Raw genomic sequence first — 18,420 nt, 5'->3', positions numbered from 1 at the left:
TTCGTTACCTTGGCTTGCTATACCGGCGATTAGAACAGATTCAAAATCGCCATCAGGGAGCCCTCCATGCAGAAAACCAGCCTTGTCATCCTGTTGACCGGTGTTGTCGCCTTGGGCATGTGGGGGATCAGCGACTATATGGCGCACAAGGGCGAGGCATATGGCAATGTCGAACGCGGCCAATCAATTGCCGAGCAGACCTGTTTGCGCTGCCACACCAAATTCGAAGGCGATTCCCTGCCAGATCCAAATGTAACCGATGCCCCGGCCCTTGCCAGTTTTGGCCAGCGCTGGCCGCTTGAAAACCTTGAAGAGGCCCTTGCCGAAGGCATCACGGTTTCGCATGAAAGCGTGACCATGCCGGAATTTTCCTTCACGCCCGAAACCATCGCCGATCTTCTGAGCTATATGGACAAGCTCACGCAAAAAGCGAATGAAGCCACCAAACAATAAACCTTTGCGAGCCCCCCCCTTTTAACAATTTGACCAACTAGCCATATAGAACACACCGCCACATTCCCGATATCGGAGACGGCCTTGTTCTACCGGCTTGTTGTTGTTCTGACGTTCTTGCTTTTGCCACTTGTCGCAAGGGCACAGGAATCACTTTTGATCGCCACAAATATTTATCCTCCCTATGTCAATGACGATGTGGAGAACAGCTTCTTGCCCAACCTGTTTACCGAAATTGGCGCAAGAATGGGGGTCAGGTTCCGCTTTGAGATTATGCCCTGGCGCCGATGCCAGCAGGAAGTAGAAAACCATAACGCGTGGGGCGCTATCCCTTATCGCAAGACCGAGCTCCGCGAGCAGACCTTTGCCTTTTCTGATCCGCTGTATTTGCAAGATTCCCATTTCTTTGCCTATGACAAACACGGCAACGAACCACGTTATAACTATGCCGAGCTTGCCGACTTACGCGGCTATCGGATAGGTGGCGTGTATGGCTACTACTATGAAAGCTGGTTCGAGGAAGCCGGTCTTAATGTCGATTATGCTCATTCCGAAGAGCAGAACTTAAGGCGCCTTCAACTCGGGCGCATCGACCTTTTCCCGACAGCAACCACCATCGCGTGGTATCAAATTCGTCAATTGTTCCCACCTGAAGAAGTGGCAAACTTCTATACGCTGGAAACCCCATTGATTGACGGGGCAGGCCTGCATTTAATGACGTCCAAGACCTTTCCAAACAATGACGTATTGCTCAAGCGCTTCAACGAGGCCATGGCAGAGATCAAATCATCGGGCACCTATACCCAGCTTGTAGAGAAACATGGATTGACGCTGCGTTACTGATCGCGCCTAGAGGAAATCAGGCCATGACAGGGGTGCAGCCCCGCCATGACCTGTAACACGGCAACCACGAACACCGCACAGTCGTTCGCAGTTACCGGCGCTATGCCAATCTGGCAAAGGCCCAGCGCCAGGCCGGGTCCGGCTCGATGCCAAAAATGTCTTTAAGCGTCTGGGGAATATCCCCGACGCTGAGCGTGTGTTGTTCTTCCTCGCCGGTGACCAGCCGGATGTTCAGACGGTTATTGAGCAGGGTAAAGCGGGCAAACGGGGCAGAACGTGCGACCATAAGCGTCTTGCAAAAAACGCTGTCCGGGTGATCTGATGCGTACCAGTTCATCACCTCGTAATCGATATCCGGAACCGGCGCGATATCGACCTCGTGCACAGCCTTCCAGACGCCATCGCGTTCCAGTTCAATCCGATAGCTGTGTGCCCCCTTGGTTACACGGTATGTGTCATGCGGGGTCGATTGCGGCGTTTCGACATCAAGCAACAACGGCCCGGTCGGCACGCAACCACCCAATCCAACATCGGCAAGCCATGCTTCGCCGTCGATCATCACCCGGTTGGCCATGTGACAGCGCGGACGGGGCATATCGTTTGGGCCATAGCCCCATAACACCCGCCCGGCCAGACCTTCGACCTCAAAGCCAAGGCTGCGCAACACCCGGCGAAACAGGCCGTTTTGCTCAAAACAATAGCCACCCCGTTTGTCATGAATCAGCTTTTGATCGACGCGCTCCGGATCGATGCTGATGGGCGCGTCATTGAACACATCAATCGCTTCGAACGGGATGGTTGCCGGATGCATCGCATGCAGGGTTTGCAAAACTTCCAGTGTGGCTTCGCGCGGGCCGTCATAACCGATCCGGGCAAAATAGGCATCGAGATCCACTTCCTGTTTCGGGCGTTTGATCGGGGCGGCCCAACTGGCATTGATCCGGCTTTGCAAAGCGTCATGGTCTGGTGCGACCAGGGCGTTATGGGTGACGGGCTGGTGGCTATTCATCACAATGCTCCATTCCTTTGACGATGTCTTTTCATCATCGTTTGATCTCATGAAGCAGGACGATAGAACCTCAACCTATGTTACGGTCAAACGCAAAAAATCGAAAAATTTTAAATCGAATAATCTTCGAACAATTTCGGAAATTACGGCCCATTAAGAATATCAACAGCCATAATCACGCCCTGTAAAAGCAACAATCCACCTTTTCCACGCACGATATAGAGCTTTTGCGCGACAGATTGCGTGCGCCTGTGATATTTGAGACTCTTGAAACGTTGAAACACACGGTCGCCATGGATCGACACAAGATCCCGTTATAAGGCTGACCTTTGGAAACGTCGCTTTATCCACCCAAGACGGGTCGCAAAAGATCCGCTTGTCAGACAGGAAAGTTACGATGCGCACTGTTTATGTGAACGGCGAGTTTTTGCCGGAAACCGAAGCAAAGATTTCGATTTTTGACCGATCCTTCCTGTTCGCCGACGGCGTGTATGAGGTTACCTCGGTCCTTGATGGCAAGCTGATTGACTTCATGGGTCATATGAAGCGCCTGGAACGCTCGCTCAAGGAACTGAAATTCGATTTCAAACCCGATATCGACCAGCTTCTGGAAGCGCACCGCGAACTGGTGAAACTCAATGACATCACCGAAGGCCTGATTTACCTTCAGGTATCGCGTGGCTCTGCCGGTGACCGTGATTTTGCGATCTCCAAAACCACGCCGCCGACCATCGTGATGTTCACGCAAAGCAAATCACTGATCAATTCGCCGCTGGCTGAACGTGGTCAGAAGATCATGACCTTCCCCGACATCCGCTGGCGCCGCTCGGACATCAAGACCGTCCAGCTGCTTTATGCGTCGCTTCTGAAAACCGACGTCGCCGCACAGGGCAAGGACGATGCCTGGATGGTGCTGGATGGTTACATCACCGAAGGTTCAAGCAACAACGCCTATATCGTCACCAAGGACGGCACGATCGTCACCCGCGAACTGTCGACCGACATCCTGCATGGCATCACGCGCGCATCGGTTCTGAAATGTGCCGAGGAGCTGCAGCTGAAAGTCGAAGAACGCCACTTCACGGTCGAAGAAGCCCAGAATGCGGCAGAGGCCTTTTCCACCTCGGCTTCTGCCTTTGTATGCCCGGTTGTCGAAATTGATGACAAGCCGATTGGCGATGGCGTTCCGGGCCCGGTCGCCAAGCGCCTGCGGGAGATCTATATCGACGCCAACCGCAAGATGGCACTCTGATCTGCCTTGAAAAGCTTTGAATGATCGTCTCCTCAATGTCGATCAAACTGCAAAACGCCGCCCGTTTTCGGGCGGCGTTTTCTTTTGCATCGGGGTTTGATTTGCGGGGTTTGATTTGCGTTTCAAACCGTCGCCTGCATCGCGGCAAGTTCTTCTTCGGTAAAGTCCGCTGCCAGGGTGACGTCCTTGCCGGCTTCAAGCACCGCCAGACGTTCGGTCAATGCCGCGCGCACACCGGCATAGGCATCCGAGCCCAGCAACAGGCGAAATGGCATTTGGGGTGCATCCGAAGCCACAATCATTGCATCAACCATCCGGGCCGGATCGCCCTTGATCACCCAGTCACCGCCAAAGGCCGCCTCTTTCAGGTCATGGGCCGGTGTACCGTCATAGGCACTGATCGGGTCGGGAAAGACGATAGAATTGATAAAGGATGTGCGGGTCGGACCCGGCTCAACAATCATGAAGCTGATGTCAAACGGCGCGACTTCCTGGGCGACTGATTCAATAAAGCCTTCAATGCCCCATTTGGTCGCGTGATACAGGCTAAAGCCCGGATAGGCGATCTGCCCACCTTCGGAGGATACCTGAATGATGCGCCCGGACCCTTGCGCGCGCAGATGCGGCAAGGCCGCCTTAATCAGGACAATTGATCCGAGAAGGTTGGTATCAATAATCTGGCGCATCTGATCAATGCCGGTTTCCTCAGCCGCACCAAGAATGCCATAGGCAGCGTTACTCACGATGAAATCAATCCGCCCGACATCGGCAAAGGCCTTATCAACCGTGGCCTGAACCGCATCGGTATCGCTGACATCAAGATGTGCAACACGCAGCCGCTCACCATATTGCGCAACCAGTGCGTCAAGCGATCCTTCGCGCCGCACGGTGGCGATCACCCGATCGCCACGTGCCAGCAGTTTTTCCGCCAGCCCACGACCAAACCCGGACGATGCACCGGTAATCAACCATGTCTTGTCCATGTCAGTTCCTTTCTGTCTTGCTCTGAACATGGGGGGACTATAGAAACCAATGATTGATGTGATAACTGCGCTTAATTCGGATAGGTTAGTGAAAATATGCCAACAATCAGCCAGCCGACCTTAAATGACATGCGCTTCTTCATCGCCGTTGCCGAACATCGCAGCTTTCGCAAGGCGGCTGATGCGATGGGTGTTGCGCCCTCAACCCTCAGCCATGCGCTGCGCAACATGGAAAGCAATCTTGATATCCGTCTGTTTCATCGCACCACGCGCAGTGTTTCGCTGACCGAGGCGGGCGAACAGCTTCTCGATCGGTTGCGCCCGGCGTTGCTTAACCTTGAAGAAGCCATGGGCACGGTTGATAGCTTTCGCAGTGGCGGCCCGTCGGGCACGGTACGCATCAATACATCCGATGGGGCTGCGCGCCTTTTGACCCGCCATGTCGTACCGGAAATGCGCAAACGATATCCGGATGTGGCGATTGATCTGGTGACCGAGGGACGGCTGGTCGATATCGTCGCGGGCGGTTTTGATGCCGGGGCACGATTGGGCGAAACCGTGCCGCTTGATATGGTGGCGGTGCGCTTTGGCCCGCCATTTCGCTTTGTCGCGGTTGCGTCACCGGATTATTTCAAAACCCGTCCCCGCCCCGTTGTGCCCGATGATTTGCACAGCCATGATTGCATCCGCCATCGCTTTCCCAGCGGCAAGATCTATCACTGGGATTTCGAAAAGCAGGGTCAGGAAATCTCGATTGATGTTTCCGGCTCGCTGACGCTCGATCGACATGATCTGATGGTCGATGCCGCCCGACAGGGTCTTGGCATTGCCTACGTGTCCGAGATTTATGCCGCGCGCGCCATCGCCAGTGTTGATCTTGTGACGGTGCTCGATGACTGGCTGCCCGAAATTCCGGGGCTTTTCCTGTATTACCCGGATCACCGGCGCGTTCCCCCACCCTTACGCGCCTTTATTGATGTGATGAAATCGCTCGACCAAGTATTGCAAACCGGATATCTGGAACGGGATATCTCATTTGAAAAATGATAAAAACCGGATCAAAACGCGGGGAAACGGGCGATGACGTCCAGCAATACATCACGCCAGAACAACCTTGCCGGCATCATGACGATGTGTGGCGGGGTGGCAGCGTTGTGCATCAATGATGCGCTGGCCAAAAGCCTGATGGATCATTATTCCCCGTTTCAGATCATCTTCATGCGCAACATGATCACGCTTCCCTTTGCCTTTTTGCTGGCCTTGAAAATGGGCGGCTATCATGGATTGCGCTCACACCGGGTGGGTGTGCATTTCATGCGTGGTGTGATCTGGATTGCCGCCACGGTCATGTTCTTTACCAGCATCCATCACCTTGGCCTGGCCGAGGCAACGGCACTGGCCTTTGTCGCCCCGCTTTTCATCACTGCCCTTTCGGCGATCTTCATCGCCCGTGTCGGCTGGCGGCGCTGGCTTGCCGTCAGTGTCGGTTTCATGGGTGTTCTGGTGATTGTCCGTCCGGGTGCGGCAACGTTCGAAGTCATGTCGCTGCTGCCGATTGCGACAGCACTTGCCTATGCGCTGTTGATGCTAAGCGCCCGCTTTGTCGACACGCGCGAAACCATGTGGACGCTCCTGCTTTATCTCAGCCTGACCAGCGCCATTCTGACCTGCATTCCTGCCTTGTTTGTCTGGACATCGGTAAGGCCTGAGGACATCTGGCTTTTTGTCGCGATTGCGGCTTTTGGCTCGGTCGGGATCACCATGATCACACAGGCGTTTCGTTTTGCCGAGGCACCCACCGTGGCCCCGTTCGACTACACAGCACTCATCTGGGCCACCGCCCTTGGCTGGCTGTTCTGGGGCGAAACGCCCGATATGCTGACCTTTGTCGGCGCTGCGATCATTACCGCCAGCGGCCTCTTCGTCATCTTCCGCGAAAGCAAGGTGGCGGCAGAAAACTAGTCGCGGGGTTTAACACCATAGGTCCGCATGGCCCCGTCGCGCATGTCGGCCTCGGTAACGTCCTTTTTGAAACGGTAGCTGGGGGCAAGGATTTCATTGGCCTTGCTGACCATGACATCAAACAGGGTCGCTACCCGAAAGGCATCCCCGGCCATGTCCTGCAAGATGACCTGGCGTTCGTCAAACCCCGCATCGCCTTTGCACATCAGGGTTGCCGATCCATAAAGCTGCCAGCCGCGCTGGGAAAACACATCCACGAAACTCACACAAACCTGCGGATTGCGCGCGATATTCTGAACCGATTGCGGGGAAGCGATATTGGCAATGATAATGCGGTCTTCCCCAAAGCACGCAAAGATTTCCTTGGGACTGACCGACGGCCCGGCATCGGAACTTGTTGCCATCCAGCACAAAACCGAACGATTGGCGTAGTCACGGATCTCATCGGTCAGCATGGCAGTCTCCGCCAAAATCGGGGCTGCTGATTACCAGCAGAAATCCCCCATCGCATAGGTGATGTGTCGGCCCGTGGCGGCCAGCAGCGCATCAAGCTTTCCCCGTTCCGGAAGCGTACCACGCGGCGCACCGAGTTCATCGGCGTGAATGCCGCCGGTGACGAGGGCGACGTCCAGACCGGCATTGTTTGATCCGGCAATATCGGTCGAAATGCTGTCACCCACCACCAGAAGCTTGGCGTCCGGGCCCTTGTCAAACATCTGCAGGCAGAAGTCATAGGCACTTGCCAGTGGCTTGCCTTCCCAGCGGACATTCCCGCCAAGTTCTTCATAGCGTCCAGCAATCGCACCGGCACAGATGATGCGGTTGCCACCGCGGATCACTTCACGGTCCGGGTTCGGGCACAGCACCGGCAGATCGCGGGCAAGCAGTGAATGCAGAAGGTCTTCGTATTTTGAAACCGGGTCATGATCATCATTCGGACCGGTAACCAGAACCCAGTCGGCATCACCCACTTCGGTGACAATTTCGACATCTTGATTTTCAAACATCGACATGTCACGCACCGGCCCCACCATCAGGACCTTGCGCCCCAACTTGGCGTACCAGGGATCGCTGCGTGCAACCAGCTGGGCATAGGCGACCTCGCCCGATGCGACTGCGGGACCATACAGATCACGCGAAATGCCCATATCTTCCATCCGCTTGACCACGACCGAGGAACGACGCGGCGCGTTGGACAGAAGCGCAACCGGAATGCCCGCTTCCTTAAGGGCTGTCATCGCGGCAATCGAGTTCGGATAGGGTGTCACCCCGTCATGCACCACGCCCCACAGATCAAGGATCACGGCATCATATTTGCCAATCACCTCGGACAGGCCATTGATCATTTCATAGGAGGCGGTTTGCATGCGTATATCCGTTTCAATTTGACACCTGAGAGATGCGGGTCGAGATTCCCGCCCGCGCGGGAATGAAAATATGTTGTATTGGCACCGTCATCCCCGCGAAAGCGGGGATCTTGCACCACAAGCTCGATCTTTAAGCTCAGTCTTTCTTGGCGGCCTCGGCCTCGCGCGCGGCGCGCGCCTCGTCCACCGGGATGCTCTTGCCCGAAATTTCCGGGAAGGCGGCACCGACCGCATCGGACACATTGGCAAAGCCATCCTTGCGCAGACGCCGCGACAGGTCTTCCTTGATCTCGGTCACCAGTTCCACACCGTGATAAACCAGCGACGAATAAAGCTGCACCAGCGATGCGCCGTTCAGGATCTTTTCATAGGCATCCTTGCCCGACGCAATCCCGCCGACCCCGATCAGGGGCACCTTGCCCTCTGTCAGACGATAGAAATCAGCCAGAACCTTGGTGGAAGGCTCCATAAGTGGCGGGCCGGAAAGGCCACCCTTTTCATCCTGATCATAGGAATTAAGCCCAACCGGCCGATCAATCGTTGTGTTTGACACGATCATGCCATCAAGCCTCACCTTGGTGACAACGGCCGCGATGTCGGATTTGTCTTCCTCGGTCAAATCTGGTGCGACCTTAAGCAACACCGGAACGCCCTTGGCAAAGGAATTCCGCGCCTTGATCACGGCCTTAAGCAGCTTTTCAAGCGGGGCGCGCCCCTGAAGGGCACGCAGGCCCGGCGTATTGGGCGAAGACACATTGACGACAAGATAATCAGCATAGCGACCAAGGGCCTCAACCCCCTTGGCGTAATCATCGGCCGCGTCATCGGAATATTTGTTTTTGCCAAGGTTGGCGCCAAGAATACCCCGCCGTGCGCGTTTGCGCAGGCGATTGGCAACGGCCTCCGCCCCGTCATTGTTAAAGCCCATGCGGTTGATCACCGCGCGGTCGGAATAAAGCCGGAAAAGACGGGGTTTCGGATTGCCCGGTTGCGGCAGCGGTGTGACAGAACCGATTTCAACAAAGCCAAACCCGTGCGCCAGCATCTGATTGGGAACTTCGCCGTTTTTATCAAAACCCGCCGCAAGCCCGACCGGGTTGGCGAATTTGCGCCCGAACACCTCGGTCTCAAGGATCGGGCTGGCGTCCGTCGCGTCATCATCGCGCGGCACCAGATTGTTTTTCAATGCCCAGATGGCCAGACCATGGGCGGTCTCGGCATCGATCCAGCGGACAATCGGCAAAACCAGTGACTTATACCACCCCACGCGTCACACTCCGTGCTTGAAAAGACATGCCCTTTTCTTACGCGCACGACTGCGATTGGGCAAGGATCAATAGCGGGAATTCGCTGTAATCGGGCCCATCATGTCATGCGTTTTCGTTCATGCGTTCATCGAATGCGGCGCGCGCGGCTTCGACTTCGGGCATCTTTTCCTTTGTCCAAAGATAGAGCGCCTTGAACGGCCCGATCAGGGTTCTGCCAAGCGGGGTGATTTCATATTCGACAGCCACGGGCGATGTCGCAATGACATTGCGCGAGATAATCCCGTTGCGTTCAAGCTTGCGCAGGGTCTGGGTCAGGGCCTTTTGCGTGATGCCTTCAAGCCCGCGCTTGATCGCATTGAACCGCAGCGGCCCGTCGGCCAGCACGGCCAAAATCATCATCGACCATTTATCGGCAATCTGGTCAAACAGGCCCCGGCACGGGCAATCCTGCCGGAATTCCTTGATTGAACATTCTTTCATTTCCATGGCCGGATCCTTCCAAAACGCTTCAACTGCGCCCCGCTGATACAGCCTCAACCGGCGGTGTGCAGTTTCCTTGAGTATACCTGGTTACCTCAAGGTGCCTGATTGACACCAAGTATATAACATATATCTAGTTGCCGTCATAGACTTTCATGAACCGGAGACTTCCGTGATGACGAATACAGATATTCTGTTTCAGCCGTTCAAACTGAAAACGCTGGAACTGCCCAACCGCATCGTGATGGCGCCGATGACCCGCTCCATGGCCGAAAACGGTATTCCGGGCGCGATCAACGCCGAATATTACCGCAAGCGCGCCGAAGGCGGCGTTGGCCTGATCCTGTCAGAAGGCACCGTGGTCGACCGTCCGGCATCGCGCAACCTGCCGGGTATTCCGTTCTTCCATGGCAATGCTGCCATGGCCGGGTGGAAGGCCGTCGCCGATGCCGTGCATGGCGCTGGTGGTAAAATGGGCCCGCAGATCTGGCATACCGGCTCCACCCGAACCCCCGATGGATGGGAACCGGATGCCCCGGTCGAAAGCCCGTCGGGCCTTGTCGGCCCGGATGATCCGCGCGGCAACACCATGAGCGATGCGGACATTGCTGATACCATCGCGGCCTTTGCCAAGGCGGCCCTTGATGCCAAGAATGCCGGGTTTGATACCTTTGAAATCCATGGCGCGCATGGCTATCTGATCGATCAGTTCTTCTGGTCGGGCACCAACCTGCGCACTGATCGTTTTGGCGGCAAGACCATTGCCGAACGCGCCACCTTTGCGCGCGAAGTGGTTGCGGCCATGCGGGCGGCCGTGGGTCCGGACTTCCCGATCATCCTGCGTGTCAGCCAATGGAAACAGCAGGACTTTACCGCCCGGCTTGCGACAACGCCTGATGAAATGACGTCCTGGCTTGCCCCGCTGGTTGAGGCTGGTGTCGATATCATCCACGCGTCGCAACGCCGTTTCTGGGAACCGGAATTCCCCGAAATTGATGGTGAAAAGGGCCTGAACTTTGCCGGCTGGGCCAAGAAACTGACCGGCGCGCCAACGATTTCGGTCGGCTCTGTCGGTCTGTCATCGGACTTCATCGGCGCGTTTTCCGGCGAAGCCTCCGAAAAATCCAGCGTCGATGACCTGATCGAGCGCATGGAAAAGAACGAGTTCGATCTGATCGCGGTTGGCCGTGCGCTGATCACCGATGCCCAGTGGCCAAGCAAGGTCAAAAGCGGCGCCTTTGACAAGCTCGAAGACTTCAACCCCTCTGCGCTGGCAGAACTGGTGTAGGTCCGCTACACCATCCCCCCCCTGTTGTGCCACGCAAAAACAGCCCGCCACTTCCCCGGCGGGCTGTTTGACATTGGACACCAGATTTATCTGCGACCTCAAACCTGCGCGATAATCTGAAACAGGAAAATCACGGTCCCGGCTGTCAAACCAAGGGCGGCGAGCATCAAAAGCCCGTCACTGACAAGGATGGCCAGACCGAAGGCCGCAATCGCCGTCATCGGGGCGACACCGGCAAAGGGTACCAGTTCAAACACCGGCACAAAAAGCGACAGCAGCAAACACATGAGCGCTGCGACGCGAACGGCAATACCACTGCTGAGCCGTTCAAACCGGCCACCAAACCAGCGATCCATGCGTGCGGCCACCGGATCAATCCGATCCAGTCCCGCACAGACCTTGTCGCCATCAAGCGTGCGCTTTGCCAGAACGTCGGGCAGCCACAAATAACTGCGCCCAATGATGATTTGCAGGGAAAACACCGCTATGAGCAGGGCAAGCAAGGCCGGCACCAGCGGAATACCCGAAATCGGCGACATGCCAATCAGGCCCGGCACCAATAGAAACGGCCCCTGACTGCGTTGACCCAACTCGGCAACGATATCCCCGACGGAGATGCATTGGTCACCGGCCGCGCGTTTGCCGATCCGCGCAACAATCTCCTGCACGGATGAGTTCTGATGATCTGCCATCACCTGCACTTTCGGCTGTCAGTGGGGCGGGCATCGACGGGGCGATTATAACTGGAAGTATTGTACATGGTGTCAAAACGCCTGACGCCCCCGGTTGTTTCCAACCAATTGCGCCAGAACAATGCATAAGGCCTGCGATCATGGTTCGATCACCCGATGCCACAGCTTGATATCGATAAACTGAAAGCCACCCTCGCCGCGCGAAGCCCCGGCCCGTTTCATTTCCATGAAATCTTCGGGCCTGACTGGAATGGGCTTTATATCGGTGACAAGGTCAAACTCGGCCACGCGTTTCCAGGCTCAGGACCTATTAATTTTGTTTGAATGGTTCTCCGGATTTGTGCGGATACGCGAAGCAAAGCCGCAGGAAGATATGAATCGTTCAAGGTTTTGCGACAAAGTAGCCCGTGCAAATCCGGAGAATCCGAAGGACAGACGTTATATTTGCAACTTCCTGCGTCAAACCCCTTGGCCGGGATACCAGCCCGCCCGGCGGGATTTTCCTTGGATTTCACAAATATAACGTCTGCCATTCAGACAAAATCAATAGGCCCTGAGCCTAACGCCGTGCGCGCCGGGAAACTCCCCGGCGTGATTGATACCGGCACCAAGAAGGGCGGCGGGCGTTTATATCTGTGGAAACCGCGCGGGATTTAAGTCCGGCGCGTTGCGGCGGGGATGGCGCAGATCAACGCAGGTCTTCGGGCAAGATATGCACACCGTTTTCATCAAGGCGAATGTCATCGACCTTGGTGACGTGCTCGACCGACAGCACGTCATAAAGATGCGGGAACAGTGTGCCGCCACGGGCCGGTTCCCATTTCAGCTTTGCTTCGATTGGCGCGACAGGGACGCGCAAAAGCTTCAAATGGTCCCGCCCCTTGTAGTGCAGGGCCAAAGTTGCCGCCAGCGTGTCCTGGGTCGAGAAATGGATAAAGCCATCGGCGATATCGTGCGGCGCACCGTCATATTGTCCGGCACTAAGGGCCTCTGCCCATTCATCCGAACCCAGTACGCGATAGATCATGTCATCAGTTGTATTTGTCATGGCGGGAATTTAGGCAGACGCAACCAAAACGGCAAGCCTATTTCATCTGATCTTTAAGCCAGCCCAGAAGTTTCGCATGGCGCTCCGTCTTGGCAAATTCAGGACTGCAAACCAGCCAATAGGCCGATTTCATCGAAACCGGCTTGCCGACCGCCTCAAGGAACCCTTGCGCGATATCGCCTTCAATCAGAAGGGTGCGACCCAGCCCGATGCCCATGCCATTGATTGCCGCCTGCAACACCAGATCGGCACGGTCAAAGGCCAATGCCCTGAAATCCGCATCAAAGCTTACCCCGGCCTTCGCGCAATAATAGCCCCAGCTGAAATCGGTGCCATCACGCTCCCCCACCGCATCCTTAAGCAAGGTAACGTCAGGATCGCCAAGAACATCTTCAAGCCCCCTGCCCCCGCCGACATAGCCCGGACGGGCGACCGGCATGATCTCGGCCTTTTTAAGCAAGCTGGAATGCAAACCGGGATACGGCCCGGTGCCAAAGCGGATGGCGGCATCAATCGTGCCAGCACTGAAATCCACCGGTCGGTCATTGACATCCAGTGCAATCTCAAGCCCGGCCTCCTGCGCGCTTGCCAGATTGGGCAATACCCATTTCATCGCAAGTGCGGATGCCACCGACAGGCGCACCGTGCCTTCCGTCCGGAATTTTTCCAGCCGGTCAAACGCCCCATCCCAGACACCCACCGTTTCAATTGCCGCCGCACACAGCACCCGGCCATATTCGGTCGGCGTGATCTGGCGCGTGGTGCGTTCAAACAACGCAAAGCCAAGCGCCTCTTCAAGCTGGGTAATCCGGTGACTGATGGCCGATTGATGCACGCCCAGCTTTTCGGCCGCCTTGCTGAAACTGTTTTCACGCGCAATCGCGGCTAACACCGGGGCCAGGGGGCTCACCCGTCCGATCAGATCCGCCTGCGACATTTCATGAGATTTCTTCATCTATATATGAGTCCAGAATCCCTGCTGAATTGTTTAAAACAGTCTCAACAGAGATTTTAACAGGAATAGAGTCATGAGTACATCTCAAGAAAATACCCAAACCGTCCCGGTGCAGATCGTCAATGCGTTTGTAAAAAATGGTCAGGGTGGCAACCCGGCCGGTGTCGTGCTCGATGCCGATCAATATAGCGATGATCAGAAACTTACCATCGCACAGAAAGTCGGCCTGTCGGAAACCGCCTTTGTCTCGAAATCCGAGACCTGCGGCATCAAGCTTGATTTCTTTACCCCGACCAAACGCATCGCCCATTGCGGCCATGCGACCATCGCGACATTCTCCTACCTCGCCGAACTGGAACGCTTTGGCGATGGCGAAACATCAAAGGAAACCGTCGATGGCCCGCGCAAGATCATCCTTGATCACGGCATGGCCTATATGGAGCAACTGGCCCCGACCTACACCTCGGCCAGCAAGTGGGTTGATCAGGGTGTCACGCTGTGTGATGTGCTGAAATCGCTTTCGATCACGTCTGATGATCTCGATGACCGCGCCCGCCCGGTTCTGGTCAATACCGGCAATAACTTCATCGTCATTGCCCTGAAAGATCAGGCGACGCTCGCCAACATCACGCCGGATCAGGATGCCATCAACGCGATCAGCGAGAAGCTGGATCTGATCGGCTACTACATCTTCACCACGGAAACCAATGATGCGGGCATTGACGCCACCACCCGCATGTTCGCCCCGCGCTATGGCATCACCGAGGAAGCCGCCACCGGCATGGCCGCCGGCCCGCTGGCCTGCGTGCTTCATGACCTGCTGGACATCAAAAAGGACAGCTTCCTGATCGCCCAGGGCGAATTCATGACTGAGCCGTCCCCCAGCCAGATCAAGGTTACACTGGAGCTCAAAGACGGTCGCATCACCGGCCTTCTGGCAGGCGGTCAGGGCAAGGTGATGAAGAACCTTGAGATTGCGCTGTAAGCACGGATTGGTGTCAGGACCAAAGTATGGCGCTTCTGCAAACTCGCAGGGGCGCCATACTTTACCCATAAGTAAAATTCGGCTAAAAATCGGGCCACAATCACCGAATTTTACTTACAGGTAAACTTTACTTTACATTCACAGCAAAACCCCCTAAATTTACCCATAGGTAAATTTGGAGGATACCATGCACATCACCCGCATGGACCAGCTTGGCCCGGAAATCCGCAAGGCCCGCAAGGCGCTTGGCCTGTCGCAGACCGATCTGGCGCTTGCCACGGGCTTGAGCATCAAATTCCTCAGCCAGCTTGAAACCGGCAAGGCCGACAATCCGGGCTTTGCCAACATTCTGGATATCACCCGTGCCCTTGGCGGTCAGGTGATGCTGGACTGGTCGGATATGTCATCCGAACCCGATCCCGGCGAAAAGGACGGAGGCATGGCATGACCAAAACCCTGCTGGTTCTTGCCAATGGCCGCGACCGGGTTGGCGTTTTGCGCGCCGATGCACGCGGCTATATGTCGTTTGCCTACGACCCGGAATGGCTTGCAAGCCCCGCTGCCTATCCGGTTTCGCAAAGCATTCCGCTTCGGGATGGCGCGTTTGACCATCAGGCCATTGAACCGTTCTTTGACGGGCTTCTGCCCGATAAAAAGGATGTCCGCCGACAGATCGCAGCATTGTTTGATGTCGCCCCGACGGACGAGTTTGGCATTCTGGAACATATCGGGCGCGATTGCGCCGGTGCCTTGATGCTGATCCATCCCGATCAGGCAAAAAGCCCCCTGCAATCCGATGCCCGTCTTTCGGCGATCTCGACCGATGATCTTGCCAAACGCATTGCCGAGCTGCCGCAAAGACCGCTTTTCATCGAAGAGGATGAAGTTGTCCTGTCGCTGGCCGGGGTGAATGACAAGGCGGCGGTTTATATCGATCCAGCCACACAGGAAATCTCCCTGCCGTTTGGCGGATATCCAAGTACCCATATCCTCAAGATCGACATCGAACGCCTGCCGGACTCTACCCGGACCGAGCATTTCTGCATGAAACTTGCGCGCAAGATCGGCATTGATGCCGCGCACACCAAAATCCGCCTGTTTAATGATCGCCCGGTCCTGTTCGTCACCCGCTTTGACCGCGCCTATGCCCAGACATCAAACGGCGTCCGCGTCATCCGCCTGCATCAGGAAGATTTCTGTCAGGCACTTGGGGTCAATCCGGATGTCAAATATGAACGTCAGGGCGGACCGGACCTTGCCGCGATGTTTGCGCTGACCAAACAGGCATCCACCATCCCGGCGCGCGATATCCCCAAATTGCTTGGGTTTGTGATTTTCAATTTCCTGATCGGCAACCCGGATGCGCACGCCAAGAACTATTCCCTGATCTATCGGCAACGCCCGACAAATGCCAATGCGACAAATGTCCACACCGCGATCAGTCGGCTCTATGACGTCAACAATGGTGCGGCATTTCGCGATTGCTTCAAAAGCCAGCGCCCCCGCCTCGCCCAATCCATCGGCGGCTGCTTTGACCCGACCGAACTGGACTGGCCTCACTGGGAAGCCCAGGCCCGCATGATCGGCAGCTCCCCCACGGCGCTCCGCAAGGCGTTGCTCAACATGGCAAAGAAACTGCGCGAAACCATCACCCCGCTGCGCGATGAAGTTCGTGATACGGATGCCGATAGCCCAAGGCTTGACCATATCGTTGAGGACGTCACACAAAGATGTGGCAGCTGGATTGGAAAACTTGGGTGATCGCCATGGATGATAAAGTCCACTTACAGACTATAACCCTAACAACTCACCCCCAACAATTTATTGGGAGATCTCTATTTTCTCAGCTGCTTTAAGCAGCTGATTGCGCAATCCTGCTTTGGCAGCTCTTCCCAACTTGCTAGATTTAGAGTTGGAAAAAACAACGAAAATTTCGGCGTGAGCCCTGTTTTCTTCTGTAGCAGTATCGTAAACGGCTAACGCACGACTACCAGAACATTGAAAATTTATTTTACGCAGTGGTTCAACGCTCATAGCGACCAAGTGGCTAAAAGTTTTATGCTTTTTACCAGCATCATTATCTTTTTCGGCCTTTTCAATGGCCTTAGAAACCACCTCATCCTCGCTCGTGTAATTTTTTCTGTCGCAGGAGCACCCGCCTTGGAAAGCGTCTGAAAAAAAAACGTCTGGCTTCAATTCTCCGTTGGTCTCCAAATGCAATGGAGAAAAGGCAGCTCGGTAGAGTTCCTCTCCATCTTCCACCCACCCCGGAGAAAGAACCGACACGCAATGCTGCTCACAAACAGCGTTTGGATGTGCTTCGTCTATCTTTCTGACCCGCTCGTCAGATTCCTCAAACTTCTTTGAGAAAGTTGACCTGCACTCGTCACACGTACTCATCCGAGACTAGCCAGCGCCTCTTTCAACTTTTCTGTGAGAAGCCCTGAAAGTCCGTCATCGATACTAATATCTTCGTCCTCATACACGTTAGTCCCATTATCCAAATGGTAGTAATAGGTATACTCAGACGTCGCTCCGATCTCAACGTAAAGACCAGCGGCAACATCTCTCCAATAAAGAGCGACATCCCCATCTTCAACCAACATTGGCGAGGGAGCAACCACGCCACCAACTTCAGACAAATACTTCAATATCTTTTTCGCACCTATGCACGCATAGAGCGATGGTCGCTCACATCCATACCCATCCCAATCGTCTTCGACCGTCATATAACCGTCGATGAGCGTAGAACAAATTTGGTACTCTTTTGGAAGTAGAAAACTAGTTTGCGGTGAATCGAAATCGATACTGCGATATTGCCCTCCAACTCCCGCGCTCTCGGTATATGCCGGAAGGTAAAAATCAGAGATCCCATTGGCTAAAACAGGTTCGCTGCAAAACACGTTCGCTTGCGCACCAAGGCTTGCCAATTGCCCTGTTAAATCAACAGGATAATCGTTCACATCAATCGCCATCGTTCAGCCCTTTCAAACGCGCCTTCAGATCTTCGCCGATAATATCTTTGAGCATCGTAACATTTTTCGCGTGTAGATTGTCAAACACTGCAGCAAAAATTGCCTCATCTTTCAGCATTTGACTTACACTTGGCTGCTCAAATTTCTCAGACGGAAGATCGTATAAAGCTAAATGCACAAATGTTAGCCTTAACTTCCTCTTTCTCGAAACTGGATCACTATCGTCGTCAATTACATCGACATTTACCTTGTCGAGTTGACGATAATCTTGATTGCCTGGATCAACAAATGCCCCCGTATGAACATGCCAATTCAGGGTATTCTCAAACACATACGAGGGAAGCGTAACGCTTTTGGGATTCAGGAATTTGCTTGGAACGAAACTGTCATAGGGGTCAAAAACAAACTCATCGATTATGTGTACCTGCACAGAATTCAAGTGATTTTCATTTACCAAGTAAGAAAGGAATTTCCGAACGATTTTACCTACGTAATCTGCTTCATTTTCCCAGCAGCTATAATCACCTATTGATATCTGCAACAGATTTCCTGACACACGAACACCGCGCGCCACGCTCCCCTCGCGATTGAACAACTCGTATCGCATACCGGTAAAACCATCTTGACTTGGATTTTTTGGTGTCTGCTCAATACCGGTTGCCGAGAGCGTCAATGTAGCCAGTTCATTTTCACGTTCGCGCCGCGGAAAATCGTCTTTGAAATCTTTATAATGCTTATCAATTTCAGCGAAATCATTCGGTTGCAAGGGCTTCGCTAACGCAAGTGTAACATTCAAGCGAATGATAGCATTATTCTCATTTGGCAAAAAAATTTCAGCCATTGAGCACCTTTCCAAAGCA

Annotated in this window: 22 protein-coding genes; 10 read left to right on the top strand and 12 right to left on the bottom strand. The window is 54.7% G+C overall.

What is annotated here, in order from left to right; all coding sequences use genetic code 11:
• The first annotated feature begins 66 nt into the window (after positions 1-66).
• Positions 67-453, top strand: a complete 387-nt coding sequence (locus AUQ43_RS07655; protein WP_062955653.1) for a cytochrome c — start codon at positions 67-69, stop codon at positions 451-453.
• An 84-nt stretch (positions 454-537) separates the two neighbouring features.
• On the top strand, positions 538-1,296 hold the full coding sequence (locus AUQ43_RS07650) for an ABC transporter substrate-binding protein (RefSeq protein ID WP_062955652.1): 759 nt from the start codon (positions 538-540) through the stop codon (positions 1,294-1,296).
• A gap of 100 nt (positions 1,297-1,396) precedes the next feature.
• On the opposite strand, the gene AUQ43_RS07645 is transcribed toward AUQ43_RS07650, so the two are convergent.
• Positions 1,397-2,305 (bottom strand): arylamine N-acetyltransferase, encoded by a 909-nt coding sequence (locus AUQ43_RS07645; protein ID WP_084272030.1) that lies wholly within the window; start codon positions 2,303-2,305, stop codon positions 1,397-1,399.
• 397 nt (positions 2,306-2,702) lie between these two features.
• On the opposite strand from AUQ43_RS07645, the gene AUQ43_RS07640 reads away from it, so the two are divergent.
• Complete coding sequence (locus tag AUQ43_RS07640) at positions 2,703-3,557, top strand: D-amino-acid transaminase (protein ID WP_062955651.1); 855 nt, start codon at positions 2,703-2,705, stop codon at positions 3,555-3,557.
• A gap of 122 nt (positions 3,558-3,679) precedes the next feature.
• Here AUQ43_RS07640 and AUQ43_RS07635 read toward each other — a convergent pair whose 3' ends face one another.
• Positions 3,680-4,540, bottom strand: a complete 861-nt coding sequence (locus AUQ43_RS07635) for an SDR family oxidoreductase (RefSeq protein WP_062955650.1) — start codon at positions 4,538-4,540, stop codon at positions 3,680-3,682.
• 96 nt (positions 4,541-4,636) lie between these two features.
• On the opposite strand from AUQ43_RS07635, the gene AUQ43_RS07630 reads away from it, so the two are divergent.
• The gene (locus AUQ43_RS07630; protein ID WP_062955649.1) at positions 4,637-5,587 is read left to right on the top strand and encodes a LysR family transcriptional regulator; all 951 of its coding nucleotides are present in this window, start codon (positions 4,637-4,639) and stop codon (positions 5,585-5,587) included.
• A gap of 33 nt (positions 5,588-5,620) precedes the next feature.
• Positions 5,621-6,502, top strand: coding sequence for a DMT family transporter (locus AUQ43_RS07625; protein ID WP_062955648.1), 882 nt, complete (start codon positions 5,621-5,623; stop codon positions 6,500-6,502).
• Here AUQ43_RS07625 and AUQ43_RS07620 read toward each other — a convergent pair.
• The 4 genes from AUQ43_RS07620 to AUQ43_RS07605 form a co-directional block, all read right to left on the bottom strand.
• The gene (locus tag AUQ43_RS07620) at positions 6,499-6,957 is read right to left on the bottom strand and encodes a pyridoxamine 5'-phosphate oxidase family protein (protein WP_062955647.1); all 459 of its coding nucleotides are present in this window, start codon (positions 6,955-6,957) and stop codon (positions 6,499-6,501) included. The two genes, AUQ43_RS07625 and AUQ43_RS07620, sit on opposite strands and share 4 nt — an antisense overlap.
• 30 nt (positions 6,958-6,987) lie before the next feature.
• The gene (locus tag AUQ43_RS07615; RefSeq protein ID WP_062955646.1) at positions 6,988-7,869 is read right to left on the bottom strand and encodes a TIGR01459 family HAD-type hydrolase; all 882 of its coding nucleotides are present in this window, start codon (positions 7,867-7,869) and stop codon (positions 6,988-6,990) included.
• 136 nt (positions 7,870-8,005) lie between these two features.
• Entirely contained in the window at positions 8,006-9,136 is a 1,131-nt protein-coding gene (locus tag AUQ43_RS07610) for a quinone-dependent dihydroorotate dehydrogenase (protein WP_062955645.1), read from the bottom strand.
• A 103-nt stretch (positions 9,137-9,239) separates the two neighbouring features.
• The gene (locus AUQ43_RS07605) at positions 9,240-9,623 is read right to left on the bottom strand and encodes a helix-turn-helix domain-containing protein (protein WP_114129874.1); all 384 of its coding nucleotides are present in this window, start codon (positions 9,621-9,623) and stop codon (positions 9,240-9,242) included.
• 169 nt (positions 9,624-9,792) lie between these two features.
• On the opposite strand from AUQ43_RS07605, the gene AUQ43_RS07600 reads away from it, so the two are divergent.
• Positions 9,793-10,905 (top strand): NADH:flavin oxidoreductase, encoded by a 1,113-nt coding sequence (locus AUQ43_RS07600; protein WP_062955644.1) that lies wholly within the window; start codon positions 9,793-9,795, stop codon positions 10,903-10,905.
• A gap of 98 nt (positions 10,906-11,003) precedes the next feature.
• Here the strand turns inward: AUQ43_RS07600 and AUQ43_RS07595 are convergent, their stop codons facing one another.
• Positions 11,004-11,597, bottom strand: coding sequence for an exopolysaccharide biosynthesis protein (locus AUQ43_RS07595; RefSeq protein ID WP_062955726.1), 594 nt, complete (start codon positions 11,595-11,597; stop codon positions 11,004-11,006).
• Between the two features lie 156 nt (positions 11,598-11,753).
• Between AUQ43_RS07595 and AUQ43_RS20420 the strand changes: the two genes are divergently transcribed.
• Positions 11,754-11,921, top strand: coding sequence for a hypothetical protein (locus tag AUQ43_RS20420; protein WP_181838565.1), 168 nt, complete (start codon positions 11,754-11,756; stop codon positions 11,919-11,921).
• 364 nt (positions 11,922-12,285) lie between these two features.
• Here the strand turns inward: AUQ43_RS20420 and AUQ43_RS07590 are convergent, their stop codons facing one another.
• Positions 12,286-12,645, bottom strand: coding sequence for a DUF952 domain-containing protein (locus AUQ43_RS07590; RefSeq protein ID WP_062955643.1), 360 nt, complete (start codon positions 12,643-12,645; stop codon positions 12,286-12,288).
• 37 nt (positions 12,646-12,682) lie between these two features.
• On the bottom strand, positions 12,683-13,600 hold the full coding sequence (locus AUQ43_RS07585) for a LysR family transcriptional regulator (protein ID WP_198157158.1): 918 nt from the start codon (positions 13,598-13,600) through the stop codon (positions 12,683-12,685).
• A 73-nt stretch (positions 13,601-13,673) separates the two neighbouring features.
• On the opposite strand from AUQ43_RS07585, the gene AUQ43_RS07580 reads away from it, so the two are divergent.
• From AUQ43_RS07580 to AUQ43_RS07570, 3 genes are all read left to right on the top strand, one after another.
• Entirely contained in the window at positions 13,674-14,585 is a 912-nt protein-coding gene (locus AUQ43_RS07580) for a PhzF family phenazine biosynthesis protein (RefSeq protein WP_062955642.1), read from the top strand.
• Between the two features lie 187 nt (positions 14,586-14,772).
• On the top strand, positions 14,773-15,033 hold the full coding sequence (locus AUQ43_RS07575) for a helix-turn-helix domain-containing protein (RefSeq protein WP_062955641.1): 261 nt from the start codon (positions 14,773-14,775) through the stop codon (positions 15,031-15,033).
• The gene (locus AUQ43_RS07570; protein WP_062955640.1) at positions 15,030-16,346 is read left to right on the top strand and encodes a type II toxin-antitoxin system HipA family toxin; all 1,317 of its coding nucleotides are present in this window, start codon (positions 15,030-15,032) and stop codon (positions 16,344-16,346) included. Before AUQ43_RS07575 ends, AUQ43_RS07570 begins: the two co-directional genes overlap by 4 nt.
• 60 nt (positions 16,347-16,406) lie before the next feature.
• Here the strand turns inward: AUQ43_RS07570 and AUQ43_RS07565 are convergent, their stop codons facing one another.
• The 3 genes from AUQ43_RS07565 to AUQ43_RS07555 all read right to left on the bottom strand — a co-directional run bounded on the left by AUQ43_RS07565 (position 16,407) and on the right by AUQ43_RS07555 (position 18,401).
• Positions 16,407-16,871: a hypothetical protein gene (locus AUQ43_RS07565; protein ID WP_147250466.1), complete on the bottom strand. Its 465-nt coding sequence runs from the start codon at positions 16,869-16,871 to the stop codon at positions 16,407-16,409.
• A 110-nt stretch (positions 16,872-16,981) separates the two neighbouring features.
• Complete coding sequence (locus tag AUQ43_RS07560) at positions 16,982-17,560, bottom strand: hypothetical protein (RefSeq protein WP_062955638.1); 579 nt, start codon at positions 17,558-17,560, stop codon at positions 16,982-16,984.
• Complete coding sequence (locus AUQ43_RS07555) at positions 17,550-18,401, bottom strand: TIGR04255 family protein (RefSeq protein ID WP_062955637.1); 852 nt, start codon at positions 18,399-18,401, stop codon at positions 17,550-17,552. Before AUQ43_RS07555 ends, AUQ43_RS07560 begins: the two co-directional genes overlap by 11 nt.
• Between the last annotated feature and the right edge of the window lie 19 nt (positions 18,402-18,420).

The organism is Thalassospira sp. MCCC 1A01148 (genome assembly GCF_001613795.1).
Taxonomy (GTDB): Bacteria; Pseudomonadota; Alphaproteobacteria; order Rhodospirillales; family Thalassospiraceae; genus Thalassospira.
Note: the sequence above shows the minus strand (reverse complement) of the source record. Positions and strands in the feature narration are given on the sequence as shown.